General features: G+C 46.0%; 24 protein-coding genes. 15 read left to right on the top strand and 9 right to left on the bottom strand.

The features are described from left to right. Window positions 1–127: 127 nt before the first annotated feature. Window positions 128–502: a PH domain-containing protein gene (locus RA178_RS18080; protein ID WP_306683161.1), complete on the top strand. Its 375-nt coding sequence runs from the start codon at window positions 128–130 to the stop codon at window positions 500–502. Between the two features lie 175 nt (window positions 503–677). Here the strand turns inward: RA178_RS18080 and RA178_RS18075 are convergent, their stop codons facing one another. Continuing rightward, a complete protein-coding gene (locus RA178_RS18075) occupies window positions 678–3,077 on the bottom strand; it encodes a toxin-antitoxin system YwqK family antitoxin (protein WP_306683159.1) in 2,400 nt (799 codons plus the stop codon). Window positions 3,078–3,257: 180 nt separating this feature from the next. Between RA178_RS18075 and RA178_RS18070 the strand changes: the two genes are divergently transcribed. Continuing rightward, entirely contained in the window at window positions 3,258–3,410 is a 153-nt protein-coding gene (locus RA178_RS18070; RefSeq protein WP_371134945.1) for a cupin domain-containing protein, read from the top strand. Window positions 3,411–3,593: 183 nt separating this feature from the next. Further along, complete coding sequence (locus tag RA178_RS18065) at window positions 3,594–3,836, top strand: cupin domain-containing protein (protein WP_306685425.1); 243 nt, start codon at window positions 3,594–3,596, stop codon at window positions 3,834–3,836. A gap of 13 nt (window positions 3,837–3,849) precedes the next feature. Here the strand turns inward: RA178_RS18065 and RA178_RS18060 are convergent, their stop codons facing one another. The 4 genes from RA178_RS18060 to RA178_RS18045 form a co-directional block, all read right to left on the bottom strand. Beyond that, a complete protein-coding gene (locus tag RA178_RS18060) occupies window positions 3,850–5,022 on the bottom strand; it encodes an AAA family ATPase (protein WP_306683157.1) in 1,173 nt (390 codons plus the stop codon). An 83-nt stretch (window positions 5,023–5,105) separates the two neighbouring features. Beyond that, a complete protein-coding gene (locus tag RA178_RS18055) occupies window positions 5,106–6,272 on the bottom strand; it encodes a membrane dipeptidase (RefSeq protein ID WP_173246658.1) in 1,167 nt (388 codons plus the stop codon). A 176-nt stretch (window positions 6,273–6,448) separates the two neighbouring features. Continuing rightward, window positions 6,449–6,895 carry a SufE family protein gene (locus tag RA178_RS18050; RefSeq protein WP_306683155.1) on the bottom strand — a complete coding sequence of 149 codons (447 nt, stop codon included), beginning with the start codon at window positions 6,893–6,895 and terminating at the stop codon, window positions 6,449–6,451. 69 nt (window positions 6,896–6,964) lie between these two features. Then, window positions 6,965–8,314 (bottom strand): cysteine desulfurase, encoded by a 1,350-nt coding sequence (locus RA178_RS18045; RefSeq protein ID WP_306683153.1) that lies wholly within the window; start codon window positions 8,312–8,314, stop codon window positions 6,965–6,967. A gap of 348 nt (window positions 8,315–8,662) precedes the next feature. Between RA178_RS18045 and RA178_RS18040 the strand changes: the two genes are divergently transcribed. The 5 genes from RA178_RS18040 (at window position 8,663) to RA178_RS18020 (ending at window position 13,896) form a co-directional block, all read left to right on the top strand. Next, window positions 8,663–10,363, top strand: coding sequence for a methyl-accepting chemotaxis protein (locus RA178_RS18040; RefSeq protein WP_306683150.1), 1,701 nt, complete (start codon window positions 8,663–8,665; stop codon window positions 10,361–10,363). Between the two features lie 299 nt (window positions 10,364–10,662). Beyond that, window positions 10,663–11,502: a MipA/OmpV family protein gene (locus RA178_RS18035; RefSeq protein WP_306685424.1), complete on the top strand. Its 840-nt coding sequence runs from the start codon at window positions 10,663–10,665 to the stop codon at window positions 11,500–11,502. Between the two features lie 9 nt (window positions 11,503–11,511). Beyond that, the gene (locus tag RA178_RS18030) at window positions 11,512–11,901 is read left to right on the top strand and encodes a DUF3019 domain-containing protein (protein ID WP_113939788.1); all 390 of its coding nucleotides are present in this window, start codon (window positions 11,512–11,514) and stop codon (window positions 11,899–11,901) included. 1 nt (window position 11,902) lies between these two features. Further along, window positions 11,903–12,607, top strand: coding sequence for a response regulator (locus tag RA178_RS18025; RefSeq protein WP_105250123.1), 705 nt, complete (start codon window positions 11,903–11,905; stop codon window positions 12,605–12,607). Beyond that, window positions 12,604–13,896, top strand: coding sequence for an ATP-binding protein (locus RA178_RS18020; protein WP_131523707.1), 1,293 nt, complete (start codon window positions 12,604–12,606; stop codon window positions 13,894–13,896). The genes RA178_RS18025 and RA178_RS18020 overlap by 4 nt, the downstream gene beginning before the upstream one ends. A gap of 260 nt (window positions 13,897–14,156) precedes the next feature. Here the strand turns inward: RA178_RS18020 and RA178_RS18015 are convergent, their stop codons facing one another. The 3 genes from RA178_RS18015 to RA178_RS18005 all read right to left on the bottom strand — a co-directional run bounded on the left by RA178_RS18015 (window position 14,157) and on the right by RA178_RS18005 (window position 16,804). After that, window positions 14,157–14,615: a CC0125/CC1285 family lipoprotein gene (locus RA178_RS18015; RefSeq protein WP_028761861.1), complete on the bottom strand. Its 459-nt coding sequence runs from the start codon at window positions 14,613–14,615 to the stop codon at window positions 14,157–14,159. Window positions 14,616–14,636: 21 nt separating this feature from the next. Continuing rightward, window positions 14,637–15,410 (bottom strand): outer membrane protein OmpV, encoded by a 774-nt coding sequence (ompV, locus tag RA178_RS18010; RefSeq protein ID WP_168824821.1) that lies wholly within the window; start codon window positions 15,408–15,410, stop codon window positions 14,637–14,639. A 353-nt stretch (window positions 15,411–15,763) separates the two neighbouring features. Next, window positions 15,764–16,804: an NADP(H)-dependent aldo-keto reductase gene (locus RA178_RS18005; protein ID WP_306683144.1), complete on the bottom strand. Its 1,041-nt coding sequence runs from the start codon at window positions 16,802–16,804 to the stop codon at window positions 15,764–15,766. 454 nt (window positions 16,805–17,258) lie between these two features. Between RA178_RS18005 and RA178_RS18000 the strand changes: the two genes are divergently transcribed. The 6 genes from RA178_RS18000 (at window position 17,259) to nqrF (ending at window position 23,190) form a co-directional block, all read left to right on the top strand. After that, entirely contained in the window at window positions 17,259–18,632 is a 1,374-nt protein-coding gene (locus RA178_RS18000; protein ID WP_306683142.1) for a Na(+)-translocating NADH-quinone reductase subunit A, read from the top strand. Further along, window positions 18,632–19,864 (top strand): NADH:ubiquinone reductase (Na(+)-transporting) subunit B, encoded by a 1,233-nt coding sequence (locus RA178_RS17995; RefSeq protein WP_306683141.1) that lies wholly within the window; start codon window positions 18,632–18,634, stop codon window positions 19,862–19,864. Before RA178_RS18000 ends, RA178_RS17995 begins: the two co-directional genes overlap by 1 nt. Further along, window positions 19,854–20,660 (top strand): Na(+)-translocating NADH-quinone reductase subunit C, encoded by an 807-nt coding sequence (locus RA178_RS17990; RefSeq protein WP_131523704.1) that lies wholly within the window; start codon window positions 19,854–19,856, stop codon window positions 20,658–20,660. Before RA178_RS17995 ends, RA178_RS17990 begins: the two co-directional genes overlap by 11 nt. Next, on the top strand, window positions 20,657–21,277 hold the full coding sequence (locus RA178_RS17985; RefSeq protein WP_028761892.1) for an NADH:ubiquinone reductase (Na(+)-transporting) subunit D: 621 nt from the start codon (window positions 20,657–20,659) through the stop codon (window positions 21,275–21,277). Before RA178_RS17990 ends, RA178_RS17985 begins: the two co-directional genes overlap by 4 nt. Before the next feature lie 9 nt (window positions 21,278–21,286). Beyond that, a complete protein-coding gene (gene nqrE, locus RA178_RS17980; protein ID WP_105250116.1) occupies window positions 21,287–21,895 on the top strand; it encodes an NADH:ubiquinone reductase (Na(+)-transporting) subunit E in 609 nt (202 codons plus the stop codon). A 77-nt stretch (window positions 21,896–21,972) separates the two neighbouring features. Then, the gene (nqrF, locus tag RA178_RS17975) at window positions 21,973–23,190 is read left to right on the top strand and encodes an NADH:ubiquinone reductase (Na(+)-transporting) subunit F (RefSeq protein ID WP_105250115.1); all 1,218 of its coding nucleotides are present in this window, start codon (window positions 21,973–21,975) and stop codon (window positions 23,188–23,190) included. A 119-nt stretch (window positions 23,191–23,309) separates the two neighbouring features. On the opposite strand, the gene RA178_RS17970 is transcribed toward nqrF, so the two are convergent. Further along, a complete protein-coding gene (locus RA178_RS17970; protein ID WP_251073434.1) occupies window positions 23,310–23,627 on the bottom strand; it encodes an ankyrin repeat domain-containing protein in 318 nt (105 codons plus the stop codon). 166 nt (window positions 23,628–23,793) lie between these two features. Here RA178_RS17970 and RA178_RS17965 point away from each other — a divergent pair, with 166 nt between their 5' ends. Continuing rightward, window positions 23,794–24,111: a putative periplasmic lipoprotein gene (locus RA178_RS17965; protein ID WP_306683136.1), complete on the top strand. Its 318-nt coding sequence runs from the start codon at window positions 23,794–23,796 to the stop codon at window positions 24,109–24,111. Window positions 24,112–24,306 lie beyond the last annotated feature (195 nt).

Genomic DNA, 24,306 nt, shown 5'->3' with positions numbered 1-24,306 from the left:
AGCCTACCTCTCATTGATGTTGCTCTCACCATTGCCACTCTCATATTTTCATCAAAGCCTTATATTGCACATGCGGTAATGAGCAGATATCTTATTGAAAATAATATCAATAATAAGGGATGTTAAAATGGGATTGTTAGACGGTTTACTCGGTAATGCTGCTGAGGTTGATTTACAGGAATTAGCCGAGGAATTAAGGCCTATCATGGGCATTCAAGAAGAATTAAAACTCGCCTACAAAGTGATCCGTGATTTGTTTATTTTCACCAATAAACGCCTGATCTTAATTGATAAGCAGGGACTTACAGGCAAGAAGGTTATTTACCATTCAATACCTTATAAATCTATTACCCATTTTGAAGTGGAAACGACAGGGCATTTTGATATGGATGCAGAGCTTAAAATTTGGATCTCAGGCCAGAGTGAACCTTTAGTCAAAGAACTCAAGCGTGGCACGGATGTCGTGGGTATTCAAAAGACTATTGCCACTTTTGCACTTTAGTTTTTTTGCACTTTAGTTTTTTTGCACTTTAGTTTTAGTGCTGCGACTTAGATTCATTTAGTGCTATCAAGCTTGGAATTGTTATCGCAAGCTAACGGTTAATGTGAGTAAGGTAAGCCAAGTTTTATCTGGGCTTACCTATCCTCGCTATCGAGTGTGATTCAAATCTGCTTGATTAATTTAACACTATCCTACTTGTGCTAGTGGAGTGCTCTATCGGTTCGCCCGCCATAGTATAGGTTTCGGAAAGCTTGAGTTTGCCTTGCTCATCGTATTGATTGTGAATGCCGACCCAGAATTGCTCCTGTCCCTGAATTTGTAAATTACCTTCTTCGGCAATCTGGCGATTGGGATGATAGCGTTTCATTGCATAAAGCTTGCTTTCATCATCAAATTTTAAGTGATAAGCCAATATGGGTTCTTCGGTGTGAGCGGCGACATCTACTGCTATTGTTTTATCTTCTCGCTGTTTTGTCGTGGTATTGCCATTGGGTGCGTGATACTTCTGACGAGATAAATATGCGTTATTTCTACTATTGCTAGCATGATGTTCGCTGTCATCCGTACGGTTATTTGGTCCGTTACTTTGCCCATCAGCATCGTCTTCATCATAGTCATAACTAGGATTTTCTGGGCTATCCCATTCAGGTTCTTCATCTTCCTGAGTTGCTATATTTTCATGAAAATCAAAGTAGTGACTGCTTTCTATCAGTTGGCCTTGTTCATCTAGCCAGGCTTCGCGGTACACTTTTCCTTGGGGCGTAAAACGTTGCCAATGGCCGATATCGAGGTAACGACCATTAGTAATTTGGATTGTGCCAGTTTCTAAAATTAAACCTTGAGGGGACAAGGATTTAGAGCTAAATAAATCCCCTTGCGTACGGGTGAGTAACCAGCGAATGGCGCCATCTTCATAGTATTCGATGCGAGTATCGGCGATACCTTCTTGATAGTATTCCCTTTGATTATTATCAAGATTATAGCCGCAGCGGGTATTCGAGTGACTCTGATAGGATTCGAGGATCCCTTTGTTATTATAAAAGCTGGACTCTTTGAGGTAGCCTTGGCCATCACGAACTTCATATTCAGAAATTGTACGTATCGTGCCATCTTCATAAAACCAGCGAGCAGTGCCATCACGGTTGCCCTGTGTGTGCGGTAAGTACATCTGAATTTGCTGGTTTTCGTGGTATTCAATAAAAGGGGCTACCGAGAGGTTATTTTTATATTGGCCTTCGGCCGAAAGCACGCCACTTTTATAATAGCTTTTAAACAGACCTTCCCTGAATCCCTTTTCAAGATAGATCTCAAGGGCGAGTTGACCATTGTCATGATACCAAAGGGCCATGCCTTGTTCTTTGCCATCCTCAAAATAGATTTTTTCTTCAAGTTGACCATTGGGATACCATTTTACATGTTCGCCATGTAATTGGCCTTCGGTATTGAAGGGTTCACGCCATGCAGGCTTACCTGAGTCGTAAAACTCTTCAATGACTTTGCCCGTCACATCGTTAAACACTTTTTGTTTAATCGCTCCATTGGGATGATACCAAACGGCTTCATATTCATAGCCTTGGTTGTAATATCTTTCAGCTTCTAGTGCACCATCAGGGTAATATTGTTTTTCAATTCCGTGGATAATATCTTGCACTAAGGGCCGGATCAGCTGTATTTGTCCAGATTCATAGTAGCGAGTTAACGTATTGATATAATAGCCATTGCTATCTTGTTCGGCGGTTTCTTTAAGCTGACCATTGCCATAAAAGTATTGAATAAATTGACCTTGGGGGTGGCGATCTTCTATTTGATTGATCTTGCCCTCATGGTCATACCACGTTTGTGTTCCAAGTTGCTGATCATTAATAAAGTTGCCTTCAAATAACAGGGTACCTAGGGCATTGAATTGGCGGGTCACACCATTACGTTCGCCAAAATAGTTTGAATCGACGGCTTGGGTAAGCCCTGGGCTTTGGGTGATGATTCTAAGTATACCCGCACCATCTTCAGTATTGAGTTGGTGAAAAGTGCGGTGCAGTTGGCCTGTTAGGCTGGCGTAATCTTGAATATCGCCTTGCACTATATTGTCAGCATCGAGGGTAAAGTGGCTTATCAATAATGTATCGAGATTGTTAAGCTCAACTTGCCACAACGCCTTTATTTGGCTGTTCTTTTTTGGGGTGATACTGCACACTTTTACCTTGTCGAGCCAAAAGTTCTGCTCGGGGAAAGGGAATTGATTGCTGATTTCGAGGCGGTCGAATTCGGTATGGTGGAATTCGCAGCATTCATTGACGTTTTCCCAGCCCAAGAGTTCTATGACTTGGGGCGTATCGTAGTGATAGAGAGTTAAGCCGTGGTCGGCATTTTCTTCGTAAGAAGTCGCGTCTGCCTTTGTCGCATGGATTTTTAAGCTGAAATGACGCTGGAATAGCGGCGCAGCGACTGACGGCTCCTGCGTTAAATCTTGTTCTTGGCTGAGTGTTTGTGATTCAGTTTGAAGATGAATGTCTTTTGGATCGCGGCTAGTTTGGTTTGAGGGAAATAACTTGGCTTTGAGTGCGCGAAACAACGACATTGGGGGAAATCTCCATATCCATATGTAAAACAATAAGCTTATCTGAGGGATACTCATGGTAACTGAGTATTTCTGTGCGCATATCATAGCGGTTTATGGATTCGTTTCTCAATGCTTGATTGCTCCAAATACCGTTTAATCAGAGTGGCACATTAATAAAAGCAGAGGAATAAAGACAAAATGCTTGATAACTTTTTTGCAAAATTACCCACAGATTTATCGGCCGAAGTGTTTGAAAAACTGGCGGGTAATGGCACTGTGACCATAGAACGCATCGTTTCCAATGGGCAATATACCCAAGCTACCTTAAGATACGAGTTTCAGAGCGCTTAGGGTGCTTCAATTCAAGGCGCATCAATGACAGAATGTCGGCCACCTTCTGAATTGATGCAACACGGAAGTGGAGTGCCCTAAGCGCTCCGTCCCGGCGGGTTTTAACGCACTCTATGCCGTGTTGGCTATTTTTAACTTAGTCCACTAGGTCTGCAAATAGCCGCCTTGCCTAAAGTGCGTTAAATTCCCGCTGAATCCTGCATCTTCAGGTGGTTTGGGTATCTACCCGAAGCTCAATGGTACGATCAAACTCAACATGAATGGGTGATGCTGCTCAAAGGCGAGGCGACGCTTGAATTTGAACAAGGTGAACCCGTTACGCTAACCCCTGGAGATTACTTAACGATTCCGCCCCATCAAAAACATCGAGTCGCTTCGACTTCTATAAGTTCAGAAACCCTATGGCTTGCGGTATTTTACGATTGATTAAGGCTATAGGTTAACGATTCTGCCATAGCCAACTGGGCGTATTGAGTAAGTCTTGGCCTTGGATCTGCGTTTGGCCTAAGGTTTTGTCTAAGGCCAAGGTATTGCAGTGTTCAAATTGGCTTAAGGCATTGATAAGCCGATTAGCATGGGAAACCACCCACAACTGGCACTCTTCCGATACCTTAGCGATTAAGCGTGCAAGCGCAGGTAATAAGTCGGGATGTAGGCTAGTTTCTGGCTCATTTAACACCATAAGCTCTGGCGGTCTTGGGGTCAGTAGGGCGGCGATTAACAGCAAATAGCGCAGGGTGCCATCCGACAATTCACTGGCATTGAGTGGCCTTAATAAGCCATTTTGATGAAATGCGAGCACTAAAATGCCGCCCTCTTTAGGTTCAATGCGAACCTCAGCACCGGGAAACGCATCGCTGACCGCATGGTCAAAAGCCGTTTTATCACCTATCTCAAAAATGGTTTGAATTGCTGATGCAAGGTCGCGCCCATCGTGGTGCAATACTGGCGTGGCTGTACCTAATTGTGGACGACGGGCTGGCGCTTCTGCATCGGTTCTGAAGTGATCGTAAAAGCGCCATGCGCGGATACTATCGCGAAGTTTTAGCACTTCAGGGCAGCGCTCTGGATCGGCAAGTTCGGTAAAAATACTGTCGCCGGTTTGCAGGTGTGCGCCTAAGGTTATCCAGCCTTGTCCGTCAGCAGTGCGACTCTTCACCATAGGACCACGGCGCTCAACCAATACTGTTGAGGGTCGATATTTAGGCCCGTTCCAAATGGCTTCGCGCTTGATTTGTGGATCTAAGCCAAACAGCGTGGTGGCGTCGGGTTTGGGTAAACCGAGTTCAATAAGATAGCTAAAATCTTCGCCGGCAAACCCAAGCTTTAGGCGTTTTGGCGCTTGCCTGACGGTGGCTTCAATGGCGGTGTCGCCCGCTAGCATACTTTTGGTGGGGTTTTCTGGTCCCGCCCAAATGCTGGAATCGAGTCCGCCTTCTTGGGCTAAAGCATTGACAACGCCGCCTTGCGCCGTTTGTGCGAGTAAACGTAGTGCCTTGTATAGATTCGATTTACCACTGCCATTCGCCCCTGTGATCAAATTGAGTTGCCCTAGGGGCAAGACGATTTCACGCAGAGAGCGATAATTGAAAATAGCGAGTGTGGTCAGCATAGAATATCCAAGACTGAAACAAGCTGATAAGCCAGTAAATTTATCGACAAAGTAAATTAAACATGACGATAAAACAATGGCATTTACAGTAGCACTTTGTTGAGCACTCTTTGCCAGTTACCACCCATAAAACGGTCGCGGTCGGTAGATTTAAAGCGTGCCTTGGCTAAGGCATCGTCGATACGGCTCATGCGATCGATATGATTCAGCTCGGGGATTACTACATGCCTTGGCTCTGCATCAAAACCTAGCACGCCTTTCGCCCTCAGGCTGTACCACCATTCTTGATATTCTTTAATGCCTTTGGCGTTGTCATTACCCAGTGCCAGTAGGTTTTCTTGGCCACGGAGCGGGAAGTCATTAGCTATTGCCACGCAGTCCACTCCACCAACACGCATAACGTATTCCAGTTGGCGAATATAATCATCAATCGTGGGCACGGCATTATTGGTAAGCCAGAAACTCATCATAAATACGCCGAATACGCCGCCGCTATCGCCGATGGCGCGGATCACTTCATCGGGGGAACAACGGGCATGGTTTACTATACCGCGCGCTGCGCCGTGGCTTTGCACTATGGGTGATTTAGTGATTTTTGCGACATCTAAAGCGGTTTGAGCGCTGGAGTGACTCACATCAATCAAGATATTGGCGTGATTGAGTTTGGCGATAAGTTCGTGCCCGTGGGCCGTGAGTGGTTTATTGAGTCCGCCACTGGCATCATTATCTAAGGCGCCACCGGCAAAGGTATTGCCGTAATGGTGGGTGAGTTGCAGTACGCGTAGCCCTTGTTGATGAAACTCATCTACCCGCGCCCACTGGTTAGCTTCGCTGTCTTCTTCGACACAATCTGCGCCTTGGATTTGAAAGTATACCGCAGTGCGCTGGCTGTCGCGTGCACGTTGAATATCTCGTCCCCTCAGGCCTTGCAACAAAATATCGGGATGATCACTCACCCGTTTAGCGGCCTGCTTAATGCTTTCCATGCAAGCTTTATAAGTGCGTTTGTAGTTTTGAGTGCCATCGGCTTGTTCTATGGTCTCAATAGCCGAAATATCGCAAAGATAGGCATCGAGTTTAGCGGCGGTTACATCACTTAAGTCATCGGGTAGGAAGGATAAACCATCGACATATATCCGCCTTTGTTGGGCGGCAAAGCTAGGTAAACTGGCGAGTGGACTTAACAGAGTTGCTGCGCCAAGACCTTTAAGGAGTGTACGACGGTAGTGATTGACTGCCTTGATGGGCATGCTCGGTTCCTATCAATAACGCAAATGTAACTTCTTTATACCTTTTTAGGGCGTAGAAGTCTTTGATTAAATCCCTTTTTTGGCCTTTGCCCCTGAGCAAGAGTTGTGATTATTTGTTGTTGCCGAGTGGTTTCAATTATCGCTTGTCGCAGTAAATGAAAACCCTCGGGTTATGATTATCGAGTGGCTTCAACCATTGCTTTTGCCAGTGAGTTAAGGCCGTTAGTGCGCGATGGGCTGAGCTGACCTTCTAGGCCCAATTGTTTGAAGTAAGCTGTAGGATCAAATGCTTGGATTTCAGCGCGGCTTTTGCCATGGCAGGCACCAAGCAATAATCCGATCAATCCCTTAACGATGCGGGCATCGCTGTCGGCTAAATAATAGTGCCTGCCAGCCTGTTCTAGATGATAAATCCACGCATCACTCTCGCAGCCTTTTACTTGAGCGGTCTCGATGCGAAGCTCAGGGCTTAAGCTTGGTAAGTCTTTCCCTAACAACATAATTTGGCGATATCTTTCCTGCCAGTTAGGGGCATTGGTAAAACGCGCCAGTAAGGTTTCGGCATCTTGCACTAAATAGTGAAAATCGGCCTCATTTGGTATAGGCATGATTGAATCTGTCATAGGGCTAAATCCTGTCTAACTTATTTTGAGCATCGTATGAGTTGGGTAGAGCAGTGGCTAAATGCTGGATTACAGCAGCAAGTCTTTTACCGAGGCTAACGCGGCAATAAAGCGGTCGATATCGTCTTTATTGGTGTAGATACCGATAGAGGCACGGCAACAGCCCTTAAGATTCAGGCTCTGCATTAATGGCATGGCACAATGATGGCCACAACGAACGGCAACCCCTTGTTGGTCCAGCAAAATGCCTACATCTTGGTGATGTTCACCGGCAAGATTAAAGGCGACGACGCCGATATTGTCATCAAAGGCGCCGTATAAATGCACTTCACCGAGTGCGCGCAATTGGCTTTGTAAATAGTTAACTAGTTCAGCTTCATAAGCTTGAACCTGCGGCATGAGCTCGGTTTGTAAAAATGTAATGGCCGCGCCCAAACCTATGACTTCAGCAATCGGCGGTGTGCCCGCTTCTAAGCGATTCGGCAGGTTGCCAAATTCTGTCGCCTCAAAACTCACGCGTTTAATCATCTCGCCTCCAGTTAATAGTGGCGCGAGATTATCTAACGCGTCGAAACGGCCGTAAAGCACGCCAACACCAGTGGGACCATACATTTTATGCCCCGAGAAGACGTAAAAATCACAATCGATTTCAGTCACATCCAGCGTTAAATGCGCCACTGCCTGCGCACCATCAACTAAGGTGATGGCACCTTGTTTTTTCGCTAACTGCACTAGCTGAGCCACGGGATTGACTGTACCTAGGGCGTTGGAAACATGACATAGGGCGACGATTTTAGGCTTTAACTCGAGCAAGGTTTTATAGGCGTTGATATCTAAGCGGCAATCCTGACAGAGCGGGATTGGTTTAATGATTGCCCCTGTGCGTTTCGCCAGTTCCTGCCAAGGCACGATATTGGCGTGGTGAGCGGCGGCGTCGATTAATATCACATCGCCAGCGCTTAATTGGGCTGTCAGCCCAAAGGCGACTAAGTTGATTGATTCTGTGGTGCCGTGGGTAAAAATGATTTCTTCGCGGCATTTTGCCTTCAAAAATTGCTGCAACTGATCGCGCACTTTCTCATAGCTTAAGGTCGAACGCGCTGATAACTGATGTGCAGCACGGTGTACATTCGCATTGTCGTTAGCGTAAAACTGCGCCATCGCATCTAACACCATTTGCGGCTTCTGGCTGGTGGCTGCGGTGTCGAGATAACATAGGGGATAACCATCAAGCATTTGATTTAACGCTGGGAATTGCGACCGAATCAGAGCATTTTGCTGATATGCCTCTGATGAGCTAAGTGTCACTGTGGTATCAGGCATAGCATTCGCCGAGGCATGGGATGTTTCAATGTCAGCCATTGTATTCGTCGCTGTGTTAGTCACAGTATTTGGCGTAGGCGATGCAGGTTGAGTCATGGGCGAGGCTAAGGGCAATGAAAAAGGCCATGGGATCTTCTGTGATCTGCCATGTGAATGCAAGTTTTAGCGGTTTGTTGAGGCGTTGGTATCGGACAGTGTTATTGAACGCCTAATTTCACCAAGGTCTGTTCAAACTGTTGCCTAATAGATGATTTTGCACGCCTTAAACGGTTTTTGACTCTAACGTATCATTGAGCTTAGCTATGATGCGATTTTTCTAATGTTTAAGTTTCTCTTTTAAATTCAGCTAATACTTTACGCTTAATTCATCCACCGAAAGTTAAAACTCCGACTATCCTAAATTGGACGTCCTTCGTTGTCAGTGTTTTGCTGGAGAGTAGTTTTATGGTGAAGTTTTTAAAAGACTTACGGATTAAACATAAGATGATCGCCCTCGTTGTGGTGATGTTAGTGCTGATCTTGATTTTGTCTGGATTTAGTCTGTTGAAGATGCAGCGTGTATCGGAGGAAATTCATGGCATTGCAGAAGAGAATATTCCATTAGTCAGGCTATCGACTGACATCACCATTAAGCAGCTTGAAAGCTCTGTCATTCTAGAAAAAGCGTTTCGTGCCGCGGACATTGAAACCGCATCGAGCCAGCAAATTTTAGTGGCTTTTATTGCGGATGTAGTTCAGCACAATGAAGACATTAGCAAGGAGTTGCTCTCGACTCAAACCATGCTTGGAGAGGCATTAAAAAACGCTAAAACTCCTCAAGTACGTGAGAAAACACAGCAGCTAAATCAAGATATTGACACGATCATTCAACATTTTGCAGATTATAAAGTCCTGCTTGGCACCGTTATTTCGGGAATTCAGCAAAAAGAAGACCATACAGCTTTAGCTAAGCGGGTTGAATCTTTAGAGGAAGCGCAAAATGTGTTTAATGCTGAGCTAAGTCAATTCGTAGAACGTTTAGCGTTGATGACTCAAGCTGCAGTTTCTGTAACAGAGGAAGAAGAACTCAGGGCGATTTATGGCTTAACGATTATTTCGATAGTGTCTTTAGTCATAGGATTATTGATTGGCATCGCTTGCAGTCAATACATGGTCAAATCTATCAATCGGTTACGTAATTCTGCCGCCATGATGGAAAAGGGCAACTTTAACCAAGAGTTACGTGTCGATTCCAAGGATGAATTAGGCGAACTTACCGTCAGTATGAATCAAATGGCGTGGACCTTAAGTAAAACTGTTGGCCAAGTGATTGCTCGAAGTGAAGAAATTGCCTCTATGGTGACTGAGCTTAATGCGGTGGCCGAGAATAATCGTGAGGCTATGTTGAGGCAGCAGGATAACACTGACCAAGTCGCCGCCTCTATGACCCAAATGGCAGCAACGATCACTGAAGTGGCGAGTAGTGCAGAAACCGCTTCGTATTCAGCGGGACAAGCCGAGCATAAAGTGAAAGAAAGTTGTGAAGTTGTCGATGCGAGCGAAAAAATCTCGAAGCAGTTGGTTGCCAGCGCCCAGTATTCAAATCAACTTATTCAACAGGTTCAGGCGAGTACGGGAAAAATCCTCAACTTTGTTTCAGTGGTCGATGCGATTGCGGGGCAGACGAACTTATTAGCTTTGAATGCATCGATTGAAGCGGCACGGGCGGGAGATCAAGGTCGTGGTTTTGCTGTCGTTGCCGAAGAAGTGCGGGCATTGGCAACGCGCAGTCAAACGGCCACGCAGGAGATCAGCGATCTTATCCAAACACTCGTGAAAGATGCCAAATCCTCAGTCGAATCCTTTGCCAATAACGATAAGCAAATCAGTGAGTCATCACTGCTCGTTAATCAAGCCAAGCAACACCTATTTGAGATTTTAGATGCCTTAACTGAACTGACTCAGGCCAATTCTCAAGTCGCGACCGCAAGCGAGCAGCAAGCCGTGACCGCCGAAGATATTAGTGAGCGCATTAATGCGATTCGTGATTCGGGTGAGTTGGTACTCAGCAGCGCTAACGAAACAGCTAAAGCCAGCGAGTCACTGTCTAAGCAGGCTAATTCATTGAGGGAAACGATGCAGCAGTTTAAGGTGCGAGTTGTTTAAATGCATTAGCCCATAATTCAGTGTGCCAATGACTGACAGCGGTTAACTTAACTGCGCCACTTCATCTTAACTGCGCCACTTCATCTTAGCTTGAGCCTCATTTGTGCCTTAACTCAATGTGAGGTGTGTATATCCCCAAACAATTTGAAGATGCAGGATTCAAGTTGTTTGGGATATAGGTCTCTCTTGTTATCCGACACACAATTGCCGTAAAAATGATACTGGTTGTGCAGTGACTTGCAACAAACTGTTGTAATATGTAGCGCTAAATAACGACTAAAAATGTGAATTAAATGGGCATGCGTATTCTTTGGCTTCTTGTGTTAACGCTGAGCATTCTTCCTCGAACTGCTGCGGCATCAGATATTGCGAGCAGTGTTACTGGAGGAACTAATCGCCTTGCTGACGGCGGTGATTTTGAGCTAGGCATGAGTGTTTACGGGATTAATCAAGTCGATGTTCGGCAAACGGATTCTGGTTCTGCACAGTTGTCGCTGTTAGTCAGTGGCATGTACCAGTACAAAGGGCTGTTTGTTGAGATGATCCATCAATCTCAAGATGGCATTAATCTGGGATTTAATCTTTGGAGCTCAGAGGATTGGTCATTAGAACTGCTATTGGCTAACTTACAAGGTTCATGGTCCCGTCCTGATGTGGATCCCAGTACGCTGGATGAAGTTGGCCGCAATGCTTATCTACTATCGGAAGATTCTCTCTATGTTGGTGCCGGTTTTCGTGCCACACGTTATTGGGGCGATAACTATGTTTTTCAGTATAGGTTAGTATCTGATTATTATGATGATCAAGGTATTCAAAGTTCTGCCAGATTGGGTAAGTCCTGGCAGGTTCGTAATTGGAATTTTCACGTATTGGGGAGCGTAGGTTACTCATCTGCCACCTTGAATCGCTATCTTTTTGGGATCAGTAAGGAAGAAGCCACTGAACGCTTTCCTGAGTATCGGCCGGATAGCTCTTTCAGTTACGGCATGGAGTTAGGGGTTGCCTATCCGCTGAGTGAAAATTTTGTCTTTCGGGCCATGTATCGCTTCAATGTGTTATCCCAAGAAGTGACCGACAGTCCCTTCAATCAAGCGAGTTATACATCGTATTTTAATGCTTCTCTTAGCTATGTGTTTTAGGAGGAGAGCATGAACCGATTTTATCCATTGTTAGCGGTAGTGATGCTGAGCGCGCCTTTTTTGGCTTGGAGTCAGGATGATGCCGTTATTTTTACCGCAACCCCAGAACGCTGCATTGCACTGCATAAAGGGCAAACTTGCTATCAAGATGTATTGTTTCGATGGCAGACACCCGCGAGCGGCGAGTACTGCCTCATACTGACAGACCGTCAGCACCAGTTAACCTGCTGGACAGGCAAAGCTATGCAAGAATATCAATATAGTTTTGAAGGGGATAAAACGGCGACTTTTAGTCTTATCCGTAATGATGATGTGCAACCGCTCGCGCAAGTTAAAGTGGTCGTGACATGGGTTTATAAGGCCCCTAAACAGAGTCAGTCCGGTTGGAGGTTATTCTAATATGTCAGTTGCAAAGCATATCTTAGTCGTAGAGGACGATACCTCACTGGCAGAGTGGATCAGTGATTATTTACTGGATCACGGTTACGGAGTCACAGTGGCTAGCCAAGGTGATTTTGCCTTAGAGATGATAGCCGATGAGATGCCTGACTTAGTGCTACTCGACGTGATGATGCCCGTTAAGAATGGCTTCGATGTGTGTAAGGAGGCCAGGGCATTTTATACTGGGCCCATTTTATTTATGACGGCTTGCGTTGAGGACGGCGATGAAATCCGCGGGTTAGATGCCGGTGCTGATGATTACCTCACTAAGCCGATTCGACCACAGGTGCTGTTAGCGCGGATAAAGGCCCTGTTACGCCGAGTGAGTGATGAGGAGCAAAAGCAGCAATTAGTGTTTGATTCTTTAGTGTTAAATGCGACGGCAAAGTCAGTCACCATTGATAAACAGCCGCTGGATTTGAATGCCAATGAGTTTGATGTTTTGTGGCTGCTGGCATTGAAGGCGGGCACGATAGTGAGTCGCAATGAATTGGTGGCCCAACTGCGGGGTATTGAATACGATGGCCTAGACCGCTCGGTGGATATTCGCATATCGCGCTTACGCAAGAAGTTGCAGGAAGCGTTGAGTCAGCCCTATAAAGTCAAAACCATTCGTGGCAAGGGATATTTGTTTTGCCGCGATGAGGCCGAGCAAGCTTTATGAAGAAGTTAATGACTTCTCTGGTGCTGGTCGTGCTGGTGGCCATTGCCAGCCTAGGCTGGTCGATAAGTGAGTTTGCAACACTTATTGATCCTGATAATGAAACGCCTAGCCCAGCAACTCACCTCGCGGCATTAAAACTACTGGGCGGTTCACTGGCGCAAACGTTAGATAACGATCCCGCCCCCAATCATGCGTTTATAGACAACTGGAATCAGCGAAATGCAGATCAATTGTCTTTGGTGAATGAAGCAGATTTTGTCTTACCCTCAGCCCTAAAGACAGAGTTTTATTCAGGGGAATCATTACTGCTGGAGTCCGATGACGGCATCTCTTTGCACTATTTATTGCCTAAAACGGGTCAGGTGCTGAATATCAATACCCAGATAGTGACGCCAGCCGATGTGAGTTTTAACGCGAATAAGCTGTATACCATGCTTTTTTATGGCGGTGTGGTGGTGATTTTGTTGGTGTGGGTGTCTCCTTTAATCCGCCAACTGGTTAATCTCAGTAAGGTGACTCAAGCATTTGGTATGGGGGAATTACAGCAGCGAATTGTGGTCAGTAAAGCGTCCTACATAGGCACAATAGAAAGCGAATTCAACCGTATGGCAGATCGTATCCAGCAATTGATCGATGACAATAAATTGCTTAGTCGGGCAGTTTCCCATGATTTAAAAACTCCGATTGCGCGGCTGCGATTTGGTATTGCGGCATTAGAAGAAACCCAAAGCGAACAACTTAGGGTGAAGTATTTTCAGCGATTGAACCGCGATCTGGACACTATGGAAGAGTTGGTCATGACACTGCTCAGCTATGCCCGTCTCGATGAAGCGAATATCCAACCTGATTGGCAACCTATTGAGCTTAATACTTGGTTGCTGGAAAAGTATCAAGGCCAAGTATACTCAGGGTTTTCAGTGGAACTCATCACCTGCCCAATACCGCTAAATATCAAAATAGATCCTAAGTACTTGTCAATGCAGGTGAATAACTTGCTCAGTAATGCGCTGCGTTTTGGCCGTGCCAATATCCGGTTGATGTTGGCATTGGAAGATGGGATTGCGTGGTTACACGTTGACGATGATGGCCCTGGCATAGATGAACAGGAATCTGCTCAAGTGATTAAACCTTTTGTGCGTGGTCAGCATAGCCGCGGAAATTCCGGTCATGGCATGGGTCTGGCGATTGTCGATAGAATTGGTTGTTGGATGGGTTCGCCATTACGTATTGGCCGTGCTCCTGACTTGGGTGGGGCTCGCATGTCACTAAAATTCAAGGCTGAAGCTTAAAGTTGGGGTTTAATACGATTGGCGTAATGCGAGGTTTGAGTCGTTTTTGTCTGTTTCTTTAACATGAGCTGAAGCGAGCAATGCGGCTAAATCTGCGTCATCTAATCTGCTGAGTTGATTTAGAGGTAGAGGCAGAATGACTCAACTCACTATACGAATGAGTGCCTAACGAATTGGTGCAGAACAGAGAGATTTATAAATAAAACGCACCAGCCTTGATACCTAACGAGAATCTAGACTGGTGCATTTTTGATGAGCAATTAACTTTTCACATTGACATTGTTAAGTATGTAATCTGTTTCATAGATGCGGGAACTCGCATTTTCTGGCTTGCTATGTAAACCTGTGACTTCGACCATGACAGAGGTTTCTTGATTCATCGTCGAACTCCCCCACAAGATATCCTTACTCGCGCTCGCTCCTACTCCAAACTGGCCAATTGCATCACGATCGGTTTGTTCGTGAGTAAAAGTGAAGTAGTTATAACCCGCTTGTTTGCATAACTCTGCTGACTTACGCATGACGTACTTTCGGGCCAATGCGCGATCAGTGTTGGTATTGCCAACAAAGCTTATCTGCCAGCTATCGGGTGCAATCTGTGCGGTTTCAAATCCTTTACCGAAAGACCAAAATTGCTTTTCGGTATCGTAGGAAGTGGCACAAGCTGAAAGCATCAGAGCTAATCCAGCACATAAAAACGTTTTTCTGATAAGTGTCATGGTCTTGTCTCGTCAGGTTGTTTAGAAGCTATAGTTCACGCCAAGGGTAGTAACCCACTGGTTGTTACTGTCTATGAGCGGAGAGTCTGCCATGTTGGCACCTATGTGCGAGTAACCTGTGGCTTGAGTAATATCTAAATGCTTAGTGACTGGAATAACCAAAGCGTAGCCTAGCTTATAGGCAAAGGTGCCGTCGGCTTGATAGGCAGGGCGCTGCGCCGTAGCTTCAGATGATGTCACACCTGTGTAGTAGTTTGCGAAGTCTTTACTGAAGTAGTGCACACCCGCATAAGGCACCAGATCACCGAAGCCTACATTTATTGGATGGTAATAGGTGATATCGGCCTGAAAACCATCATAAATATTGGTGACATCGTGTTGGAATTTAGTTGATAGCGTGCCATTTCCTAAATGAATGTCGGCGTTTAAACCCAGATCGCCACTGAATTTACGATCCTTCATGCCCGTTAAAATATCCGCATCATCGGCATCAAAGCCAGGATTGGCAACGGCAAAGATACTGAAATTAACGGCACTATCGTTCGTGCCTAAAAAGCGGTAGTTGATGCCGGACAGATCGGCGTTGAAGTCTTCACCGTGGTAGCCGCCATTGAGGTAGGCACCTGTCTGGTGATCTTGACCCTTATAAAACTGACTACCAGTAGCAACACCTGCGCCAGCAAAGAACTGATCTTGATGACTATAGATATTACCGTTACGAATGTAGGTATTGCTTTCAGCAAGAGCGTGGCTTGACATCAAAACACTTGTGATTACAAAGCAAAGTTTTTTCATTTTTTGATCCTTAAGACATCTGTCTAGTGACTGTGATGCCACTATATTTCACTTCTTAAAAGGACTCTGTATCCGAATGTAACCTAGACCATGTATTGCAGCCTTCTCGCATAGCCTGGCGCTGGTGAGCTCGTGGAGCTGAAGACGATGACCTTTTGCTAAGCCACAGGGATAAGATAAAGAAGACTAAGTAATAGGTAGCTTTTGATTGAATGGAGGAGAGAGCGCATTGATGAGGTGATATAAAGGTAAAAAGTTATGCCTCTAAAGCTATTTGAAATCAATAGCATCAGGGATATTGACCCGATGCTATTGGTCAGTCATTCAAACAACTCGCCGACTAAGCCTAGGGGCTAAGGACAAGGTAATCTAAATTGATCGGACAGTTGGTTTAATCGCACTAATAGCTCTGGCGATAAGGTGACTTTTAAACTGTCGATGTTTTCTTTCAGTTGATATAAGTCGGTGGCGCCTATGATATTGGAGCCGACAAACTTACGTGAGTTAACAAAAGCTAACGCCATTTGTGCGGGCGTGAGTTTGAACTCGCGGGCCAAATCTACATAGGCTTTTGTTGCCTCCAGAGCCATTTGCGAACCAGTATAGCGGGCGAAACGCTTAAACAAGGTCAGGCGCGCGCCTTCAGGCCATTGGTCGTTGCAATATTTTCCCGTCAGGGCGCCAAAGGCCAGTGGCGAATAGGCCAGTAATGGCAAGTTTTCGCGGTGACTGATTTCGCTCATGCCGACTTCGAAACTGCGATTAAGCAAGTTATAGGGATTTTGCACACTCACAATACGCGGCAAGCCATGTTTTTCGGCGAGTTGCAGGTACTTCATCAAGCCCCAAGGCGTTTCGTTCGACACCCCGACATAGCGCACTTTACCTTGGCGGATCACTTCGGCGAGCGCTTCTAGGGTCTCGAGGATCGGCGTTTGATGCTCATGCTCTTGTTGATCGTAAAACAGTTCACCAAAGAAATTGGTATTACGGTCAGGCCAATGGATTTGATAAAGGTCGATAGTGTCTATTTGGAGGCGTGCTAAAGATGCATCGACCGCTTGGTGGATGTTGTTCCAGTCCAGCGCCATATTTTTGCGAATGTAATCACTTTTACCCCCCGGTGCGGCAATTTTAGTGGCGATCACTAAGTCGTCTCGGTTACCGCGGGCCTTAATATATTGCCCTAGGATACGCTCGGTTTCCCCTTGGGTTTCCGGTTTAGGTGGTACGGGATACATTTCCGCCGTATCGATAAAGTTGATGCCATTGCCTATGGCGTAGTCCAGCTGTGCAAACGCTTCGGCTTGGGTATTTTGTTCGCCCCAAGTCATAGTGCCCAAACAAATTTTACTGACCTCAAGATTAGAATGCGGTATGCGTCTGTATTCCATCTATTTCTCCTACGGAAACTCTCTTAGTTTGAGGCTACCAAGCTTTTGCTGTAAAGCAAAGGTTAAACCATAGGTTGAAATGTTAGTGCGCTAAAAATAGCCAGCAAGTTTAGCCATCCTGCCCAATTTTGAGGCATGCCATTGGTTGAAGTTTGTTCGCTGAGTTGCTCTTTTAACGGTTTTAGCGCTTTACTGCACTGAAATGGAGATTTTGGCTTATTTTTGTAAACCTTAGGTACTACTAAATCAGTAATGACGTATTTATGAATAAATTGTTATAAAACTACATTTGCAGATTACAGTAAGTAAGGATGTGAATCTGTGTCACAAAATTGCGTAAATTTACGTATCTAACTTACGAATTTGCAGCGGAATGTGACGCCAATATCGGAATCTGCGTTAACAAATCTCTACCCTAAATTTATCTAAAAATTTTTCATGGTTGATATTTGTGATGGCAGATTTTTCAAACCAAATTGTAACGATCAAAAAAGGCCTCGACTTGCCGATTGTTGGTGAGCCGCGACAGGTCATTGAACTCGGTGCTAAGCCATCCCAAGTGGCTGTTCTGGGAGAAGAGTTCATTGGGCTTAAGCCGACGATGTTGGTCGAAGAGGGTGATTTTGTTCAAAAGGGCCAAGCCCTATTTGAAGATAAAAAAACGCCTGGTGTGTTGTTCACTGCACCCGCTAGTGGCCAAGTCGTAGCGATTAACCGCGGCGAGCGTCGAATTCTACAATCAGTCGTCATTCGTTGTGATGACGGTGAAAACCGCGATGGGCAGATTTCTTTCGATATCCATCAAGACATTGCCGCTCTCCCTCGACCAACCGTTCAAGACCAGTTGGTGAAGAGTGGTCTATGGACTGCCCTGCGTACTCGGCCTTTCTCGCGCGTGCCTGCGCTCGATAGCACGCCAGCAGGTATTTTCGTCACCGCTATCGATACTAATCCACTGGCCGCTGATCCCCGTTTGATCATCGCCGAGCAAACCGAAGCTTTTAAAGCTGGCTTGCTGGTGTTGAGCCGTTTAACCGAAGGCAAGGTTTACCTGTGCCAGGATAAGGGCGAAGCGATTGTTAAAGAAGCATTACCACAACTTGAGGTGCGCCGTTTTGATGGTGTTCATCCTGCGGGTTTAGTGGGCACTCATATTCACTTTACCTTGCCAGTGAGTTTAGAACGTCAGGTATGGCATATCGGTTATCAAGATGTGATTGCCTACGGCAAGTTATTCCAAACCGGTGAGTTGTATACCGACCGCATCGTCGCCTTAGGTGGCCCGAGCGTGCTGAACCCGCGTTTACTGCGCACTCAATTGGGCGCTGAGCTAAGTGCCTTAGTGAGTGATGAAATCAAACCTGGCCATAACCGCGTGGTATCGGGATCTGTGTTATCTGGCCATACCGCGGCGGGCGTACATGACTTTTTAGGCCGATTCCACAACCAAGTGTCAGTGTTGAGCGAAGATTCGCAGCACCATGTTCTCCCTTGGGTGCGTGGTGGTTCTGATAAATTCTCCATCACTCGTGCCGTAACATCACGTCTGTTTGGGGCGACTAAATTGTTCGAGTTTACGACTCATCAGGGCGGTTCAGCTCGCGCCATGATGGCTTTTGGTCAGTTAGATCGCGTGATGCCACTGGATATTTTACCCACCTTACTCGTTCGAGACTTAGTGGTGCGTGATACCGATGAGGCGCAGGCCTTAGGTGCATTGGAGTTAGATGAAGAAGATCTGGCGCTGTGTACCTTCGTATGTCCCGGCAAATATGACTTTGGTAAAGAATTACGTGCCTGTCTAGATGTTATTGAGAGGGAAGGTTAATGACCAAACAAGTGAAAAAACCTGATTTACAGGACGCCTCTGATTTACAACAAGAGTACTACGCAACGGGTAAGTCGATGAAGGGCTTTTTGCGCTCACTCGTCATTGCTAATGGTCGTAGCACTAAGGGCCAAGTGCATGTGCGTGACGCGATTGACGTGAAACGTACCATGACGCTAGTCGGTTTGTGTTTACTGCCCGCCATTTTATTCGGTCTATATAACATTGGCCTACAGGCACAGCTTGCGCTCGCGGGCGGATTATCGACGCCAGATATTTGGAAGTTAGAAATCTTTAATACCCTGTTTGGCAGCCTTAGCCAAGACACTGGGATATTAGGTTTATTCCTCTATGGTCTTAGTTTTTATCTGCCGATTTACCTGACAGCACTACTCACCAGTTTGTTTTGGGAAGTGGTGTTTGCGCGGGTTCGTGGTCAAGAGTTGCACGAAGGCTTCTTCGTGACGGCCCTGCTGTTTACCTTAATCTTGCCAGTATCGACACCGTTGTGGCTGGTGGCCATGGGGATTTCCTTTGGTGTGGTTGTGGCTAAAGAGCTGTTTGGCGGCATGGGATATAACTTCCTTAACCCTGCGTTGGCGGGCTTGGCTTTTATCTACTTCGCCTATCCATCTGAAGTTTCAACCATTAAACAGCTCGTTGCCGTTGATGGTTTCTCTGGTGCAACAGCGCTGGCACAAACTGCAGCGGGCAAGTTGAGTTTTGCCGATTACTCTTGGTTTAGCGCCTTTAGCGATCCTAACTGGTGGAACAACTTTTTTGGCTTTACCGTGGGCGCGATTGGCGAAACCAGCACCTTAGCGATTTTGATCGGCGGTTCATTATTGCTGATCAGCCGCTTAGCGGATTGGCGCATTGTGCTCGGTGTGTTGCTGGGCATGATAGCGACAGCAACGCTGTGTAATTACATCGGTTCTAGCAGCAATCAAATGATGGCAATGCCGTGGACTTGGCATCTTGTCGCTGGCGGTTTTGCGCTAGCAATGATGTTTATGGCCACCGATCCTGTGACCACTTCGTACACTCGTCAAGGCAAGTTTGCCTACGGTGCTTTGATTGGTTTTATGACTGTGCTTATCCGTGTTGCTAACCCCAAAATGCCTGAGGGCGTGATGTTAGCCATTCTGTTCGCCAACCTTTGGGCGCCGCTGTTCGATTATCTGGTGGCCCGCGCCAACATCAAACGGAGATTAAAACGTCATGGTATTTAAGAAAGATACTGTGGTGGGGACCATGATCTTCACCATCACGCTCTGCCTCCTGTGCTCTTTTATGATCACAGGCACAGCAGGCATATTGAAAGAACGTAAAGTCGCCAAAAAACGTGACGAAGTGCAGCGCTATGTGTTGATGGCCGCCGATGTGAACTTAGGTCAGGGCAATGAGTTTAGAGAGATTTTTGCTAAATCTGTTAAGCCATTATTGATCAACCTAGACACAGGCAAGGTGGACTCAGACGCTAACGTCCTCGATTTCGATGAGCGTATGGCGGCAATTAATCCTGAGACTTCAAGTGCGCCGAAAAAAGATATTGCCAAGATTAAAACCCGTGCGAACGATGCCCGCGTGTTTAAAGTGCTCGATGCCAACGGCAAGTTAGACAGCGTGGTTGTGCCTTTCTACGGTAAAGGTCTGTGGTCGATGATCTACGGTTATGTGGCGGTTGAACCCGATTTCAACACCATTAAAGGGCTAGTCGTGTACGAACATGGTGAAACCCCTGGTATCGGCGACTTTGTGACCGATCCCCATTGGTTATCGTTGTGGAAGGGTAAGCAATTATTTGATGAAAAAGGCAAATTTGCGATACGTCTTGTAAAGGGTGGCGTTAAAGAAGGCGATCTTCACGGTGTGGATGCGGTGAGTGGCGCGACCATGACGGGCCGCGGCGTGCAGCGCGCAATGGAGTTTTGGTTTGGCGTTGAAGGTTTTCAAACCTTCTTCAACCAGCTGAAAGCGTCGGCAGCGCAGGGTGAATTGCAAGGTGAGTTGGGAGAGGCAAAATGAGCAACACTTTATCCATGCGTGACATGTTAACGGGGCCAGTGTTTGCCAATAACCCCGTCGCAATGCAAGTGCTGGGCGTATGTTCGGCATTGGCGGTCAGTAACTCAATGCAAACCGCTGTGGTGATGACACTGGCAGTGACCTTTGTGTTGGTGTTTTCTAACTTGATTATCTCTGCCATCCGTAACTTTATCCCGACCAGTGTGCGGATTATCGCGCAGATGACGGTTATCGCCTCCTTGGTGATTATCGTCGACATGGTTCTGCAGGATGTAGCCTATGAGTTATCTAAGCAACTTTCTGTATTCGTTGGGTTAATTATCACCAACTGTATCATCATGGGCCGTGCAGAAGCCTTCGCCATGAAGTATCCACCGCATTTAGCGGTCGTCGATGCGCTTGGTAATGCGACAGGTTATGGCTTGATTTTGATCAGTGTCGCCTTTGTACGCGAACTGTTAGGGACGGGTAATTTATTCGGTCACCCTGTGTTCACCACCATCGAAAATGGCGGCTGGTACTTGCCAAACGAGATGTTCAAGTTACCACCGAGCGCCTTCTTCCTGATTGGTGTGTTGATCTGGACTATCAATGTGATCCAGCGGAAACGGGGTTAAGGAGCAGATATGGAACACTATATAAATCTATTTTTGCAGGCCACTTTTATCGACAACATGGCGCTGTCGTTCTTCTTGGGTATGTGTACTTTCTTGGCCGTGTCTAAAAAGGTGTCAACCGCCTTTGGTCTAGGTGTCGCTGTGATTGTGGTGATGACCTTAGCCGTGCCGTTAAACCAGCTGATTTACGTCAAAGTGCTCGCACCTGGCGCACTGTCTTGGGCGGGATTACCCGGTATCGATTTAAGTTACCTGCAACTGATCACTTTCATTGGTGTGATTGCGGCGTTAGTGCAAATCCTTGAAATGTTTTTGGATAAGTACATTCCTAGCCTGTATGACTCCCTTGGGATCTTCTTACCTTTGCTCACAGTGAACTGCGCGATTTTTGCCGGGGTGATCTTTATGGCGAACCGTGATTACAACTTCGGTGAGTCAGTGGTGTTTGCTATGGGCTCGGGTCTTGGTTGGGCGGTGGCGATTGTACTGCTGGCGGGACTGCGCGAAAGAATGAAATTCAACGCGATTCCCGAAGGCTTACAAGGTATTGGTATCACCTTTATTACTACAGGCTTGATGGCGCTGGGCTTTATGTCTTTCTCAGGGATCTCGCTGTAACGCTACAGTAGGCGAGCCAAGAATTGAGAAAGTGAAACCAGATTCTTTTTAGAAAAGAGCTAGAAAAGGGTAATACGATGGAAATGGCAATTGGCATAGGCATGTTCACGCTAGTGGTCTGTCTATTGGTGATAGTGATTCTAATCGCCAAAAAGAAATTAGTGGCTACGGGTGAAGTGACGATCAGCATCAACGAAGATGCCGAAAAAAGCATTCAAGTTGCCGCGGGTGACAAGTTACTCGGCGCTTTGGCGAGTCAGAGTATTTTTATTCCGTCTGCCTGTGGTGGCGGCGGAACCTGTGGTCAGTGCCGAGTGAAAATCAAATCGGGCGGCGGTGACATTCTGCCGACTGAAATGGGCCATATCACCAAGAAAGAGGCTAAAGAAGGTTGTCGTCTCGCCTGCCAAGTCTCAGTGAAAACCGATATGGAACTTGAGCTCGACGAAGAAATCTTTGGGGTGAAGAAGTGGCAATGTCAGGTGATCTCTAATGATAACAAGGCGACTTTTATCAAGGAGTTATTGCTTGAGTTACCCGAAGGTGAAGATGTTCGCTTTAAAGCAGGGGGTTATATTCAAATTGAAGCGCCAGCCCATGTGGTGAAATACGCTGACTTTGATATTCCTGAAAAATACCGTGGCGATTGGGACAAATACGGTCTGTTTGACATTGTCTCTACCGTTAATGAAGAAGTGTTGCGCGCTTACTCTATGGCCAACTATCCCGATGAAAAGGGTCGCATTATGCTGAACGTGCGGATTGCGACGCCGCCATCGGCCAATGTGCCAGCGGGTAAGATGTCATCTTACATCTTCAATCTGAAAGCGGGCGATACAGTGACCATTTCTGGGCCATTCGGTGAGTTTTTTGTGAAGGAAACCGATGCGGAAATGGTGTTCATCGGCGGCGGTGCTGGCATGGCACCTATGCGTTCACACATTTTCGATCAGCTTAAGAGTAAGAAAACCACACGTAAAATGAGCTTCTGGTACGGTGCTCGTTCGACCCGTGAAGTGTTTTACCAAGCGGATTTCGATGCCCTAGCGGCCGAGAATGACAACTTCGTTTGGCATGTGGCGTTATCTGAGCCATTGCCTGAGGATAATTGGACTGGCTACACTGGCTTTATTCATAATGTGATTTATGAGAATTATCTTAAAAATCATAAGGCACCAGAAGACTGCGAGTACTACATGTGTGGTCCTCCAATCATGAACTCTTCAGTGATTAAGATGCTTGAAAGCCTAGGCGTTGAACCAGAAAACATCCTACTCGATGACTTTGGTGATTAGGTTGTAAGTGAGTAATAAAAAATCGCGTTAGGCCCAGCTTAACGCGATTTTTGTTTATAGGGCTTTTTATCATTTCGCAGTTTTTAGCTTTCGCATCTTGATGCTATTTAGCACCTCACCTAGCTAAAGGATTTGCCGCCGTGGCGGGTTAAATAGCTCACCATGCGCTCACTCTCAGCGGTATAGCATCCCATGCGAAACTCCCCCTGCCAGTAAGCAATATCGAGCGGATGATACCCCTGCGAGTTTGGATGATTCACATTGGCCCCCGCATCCACCAATAATTTGAGCAGTTCAAAAGACTGCAACTCACAGGCATGCAAGAGTGCCGTCATCCCGCCATTGTCCACGCCTTCAAGATTAGCGCCATTGGCAATAATACGCTTTACAGCAAGCGTATCTTTGGCTTTAACCGCATCGATGAGTTCAGTGCTCATTTGATCGCTATTTAACCTCATCCAAAGGATTTAATTTAAGTGGATTTAGCCTAGGTTTCTTTAACTTGTGGGCGAAACTCCGTAAGCTGAGTAGCTTATACCTAAATGCTTATGTCTACAGGTATAACTTATCATGGATGTAATAGTTGTAGGATAGGAGGCTTGTTTGAAAAAGTTAGCAGTAGTATCACTTATCTGTTTCTCCCTCAGCGCATGCTCTTCACTCAATGAAGTTAAATTGGATTCTCAATCGGTATCCAGCTACATAGGTGAAAAGGTCAAAGTCACCACAATATCTGGCGAACAAATGGAATTTCAAGTCGAAAGTGCAACGGAACAGCAGATCGAGGGAGAAGGGCAACTAGTCAAAATTGAAGATATACAGACGTTGGAAGTTGAGGAGCTTAGCCCACTAAAATCGATATCACTTTCTGCAGGCTTATATATGTTAGGTGCGATAATTATTACTATTGTCGTTTTATAGCCATTTTAAATGTGTATTAGCTGCAACTTGAGATATTCAGTCTACAAACTGGGGCAGACTGCCACTTGGTTTATACTGCTCGGATTAGCTTCGTCACCCTAGGTATCACTTTGTTGTGTCATTTTTATATGGAATATTTCCTTTATAATTCAATTGTAAAGATTAAATTGTATTATCCATAAAAAGCGCTTGTGA

This window comes from Shewanella oncorhynchi (genome assembly GCF_030848765.1).
Lineage (GTDB): Bacteria > Pseudomonadota > Gammaproteobacteria > Enterobacterales > Shewanellaceae > Shewanella > Shewanella oncorhynchi.
This window is presented reverse-complemented; position numbering and strand designations above follow the sequence as displayed.

Coding starts and splice junctions, on each gene's coding strand:
- RA178_RS18080 (WP_306683161.1), top strand. CDS start 128: ATGGGATTGTTAGACGGTTTACTCGGTAATGCTGCTGAGGTTGATTTA.
- RA178_RS18075 (WP_306683159.1), bottom strand. CDS start 3,077: ATGTCGTTGTTTCGCGCACTCAAAGCCAAGTTATTTCCCTCAAACCAA.
- RA178_RS18070 (WP_371134945.1), top strand. CDS start 3,258: ATGCTTGATAACTTTTTTGCAAAATTACCCACAGATTTATCGGCCGAA.
- RA178_RS18060 (WP_306683157.1), bottom strand. CDS start 5,022: ATGCTGACCACACTCGCTATTTTCAATTATCGCTCTCTGCGTGAAATC.
- RA178_RS18055 (WP_173246658.1), bottom strand. CDS start 6,272: ATGCCCATCAAGGCAGTCAATCACTACCGTCGTACACTCCTTAAAGGT.
- RA178_RS18050 (WP_306683155.1), bottom strand. CDS start 6,895: ATGACAGATTCAATCATGCCTATACCAAATGAGGCCGATTTTCACTAT.
- RA178_RS18045 (WP_306683153.1), bottom strand. CDS start 8,314: ATGACTCAACCTGCATCGCCTACGCCAAATACTGTGACTAACACAGCG.
- RA178_RS18040 (WP_306683150.1), top strand. CDS start 8,663: ATGGTGAAGTTTTTAAAAGACTTACGGATTAAACATAAGATGATCGCC.
- RA178_RS18035 (WP_306685424.1), top strand. CDS start 10,663: ATGCGTATTCTTTGGCTTCTTGTGTTAACGCTGAGCATTCTTCCTCGA.
- RA178_RS18030 (WP_113939788.1), top strand. CDS start 11,512: ATGAACCGATTTTATCCATTGTTAGCGGTAGTGATGCTGAGCGCGCCT.
- RA178_RS18025 (WP_105250123.1), top strand. CDS start 11,903: ATGTCAGTTGCAAAGCATATCTTAGTCGTAGAGGACGATACCTCACTG.
- RA178_RS18020 (WP_131523707.1), top strand. CDS start 12,604: ATGAAGAAGTTAATGACTTCTCTGGTGCTGGTCGTGCTGGTGGCCATT.
- RA178_RS18015 (WP_028761861.1), bottom strand. CDS start 14,615: ATGACACTTATCAGAAAAACGTTTTTATGTGCTGGATTAGCTCTGATG.
- ompV (WP_168824821.1), bottom strand. CDS start 15,410: ATGAAAAAACTTTGCTTTGTAATCACAAGTGTTTTGATGTCAAGCCAC.
- RA178_RS18005 (WP_306683144.1), bottom strand. CDS start 16,804: ATGGAATACAGACGCATACCGCATTCTAATCTTGAGGTCAGTAAAATT.
- RA178_RS18000 (WP_306683142.1), top strand. CDS start 17,259: ATGGCAGATTTTTCAAACCAAATTGTAACGATCAAAAAAGGCCTCGAC.
- RA178_RS17995 (WP_306683141.1), top strand. CDS start 18,632: ATGACCAAACAAGTGAAAAAACCTGATTTACAGGACGCCTCTGATTTA.
- RA178_RS17990 (WP_131523704.1), top strand. CDS start 19,854: ATGGTATTTAAGAAAGATACTGTGGTGGGGACCATGATCTTCACCATC.
- RA178_RS17985 (WP_028761892.1), top strand. CDS start 20,657: ATGAGCAACACTTTATCCATGCGTGACATGTTAACGGGGCCAGTGTTT.
- nqrE (WP_105250116.1), top strand. CDS start 21,287: ATGGAACACTATATAAATCTATTTTTGCAGGCCACTTTTATCGACAAC.
- nqrF (WP_105250115.1), top strand. CDS start 21,973: ATGGAAATGGCAATTGGCATAGGCATGTTCACGCTAGTGGTCTGTCTA.
- RA178_RS17970 (WP_251073434.1), bottom strand. CDS start 23,627: ATGAGCACTGAACTCATCGATGCGGTTAAAGCCAAAGATACGCTTGCT.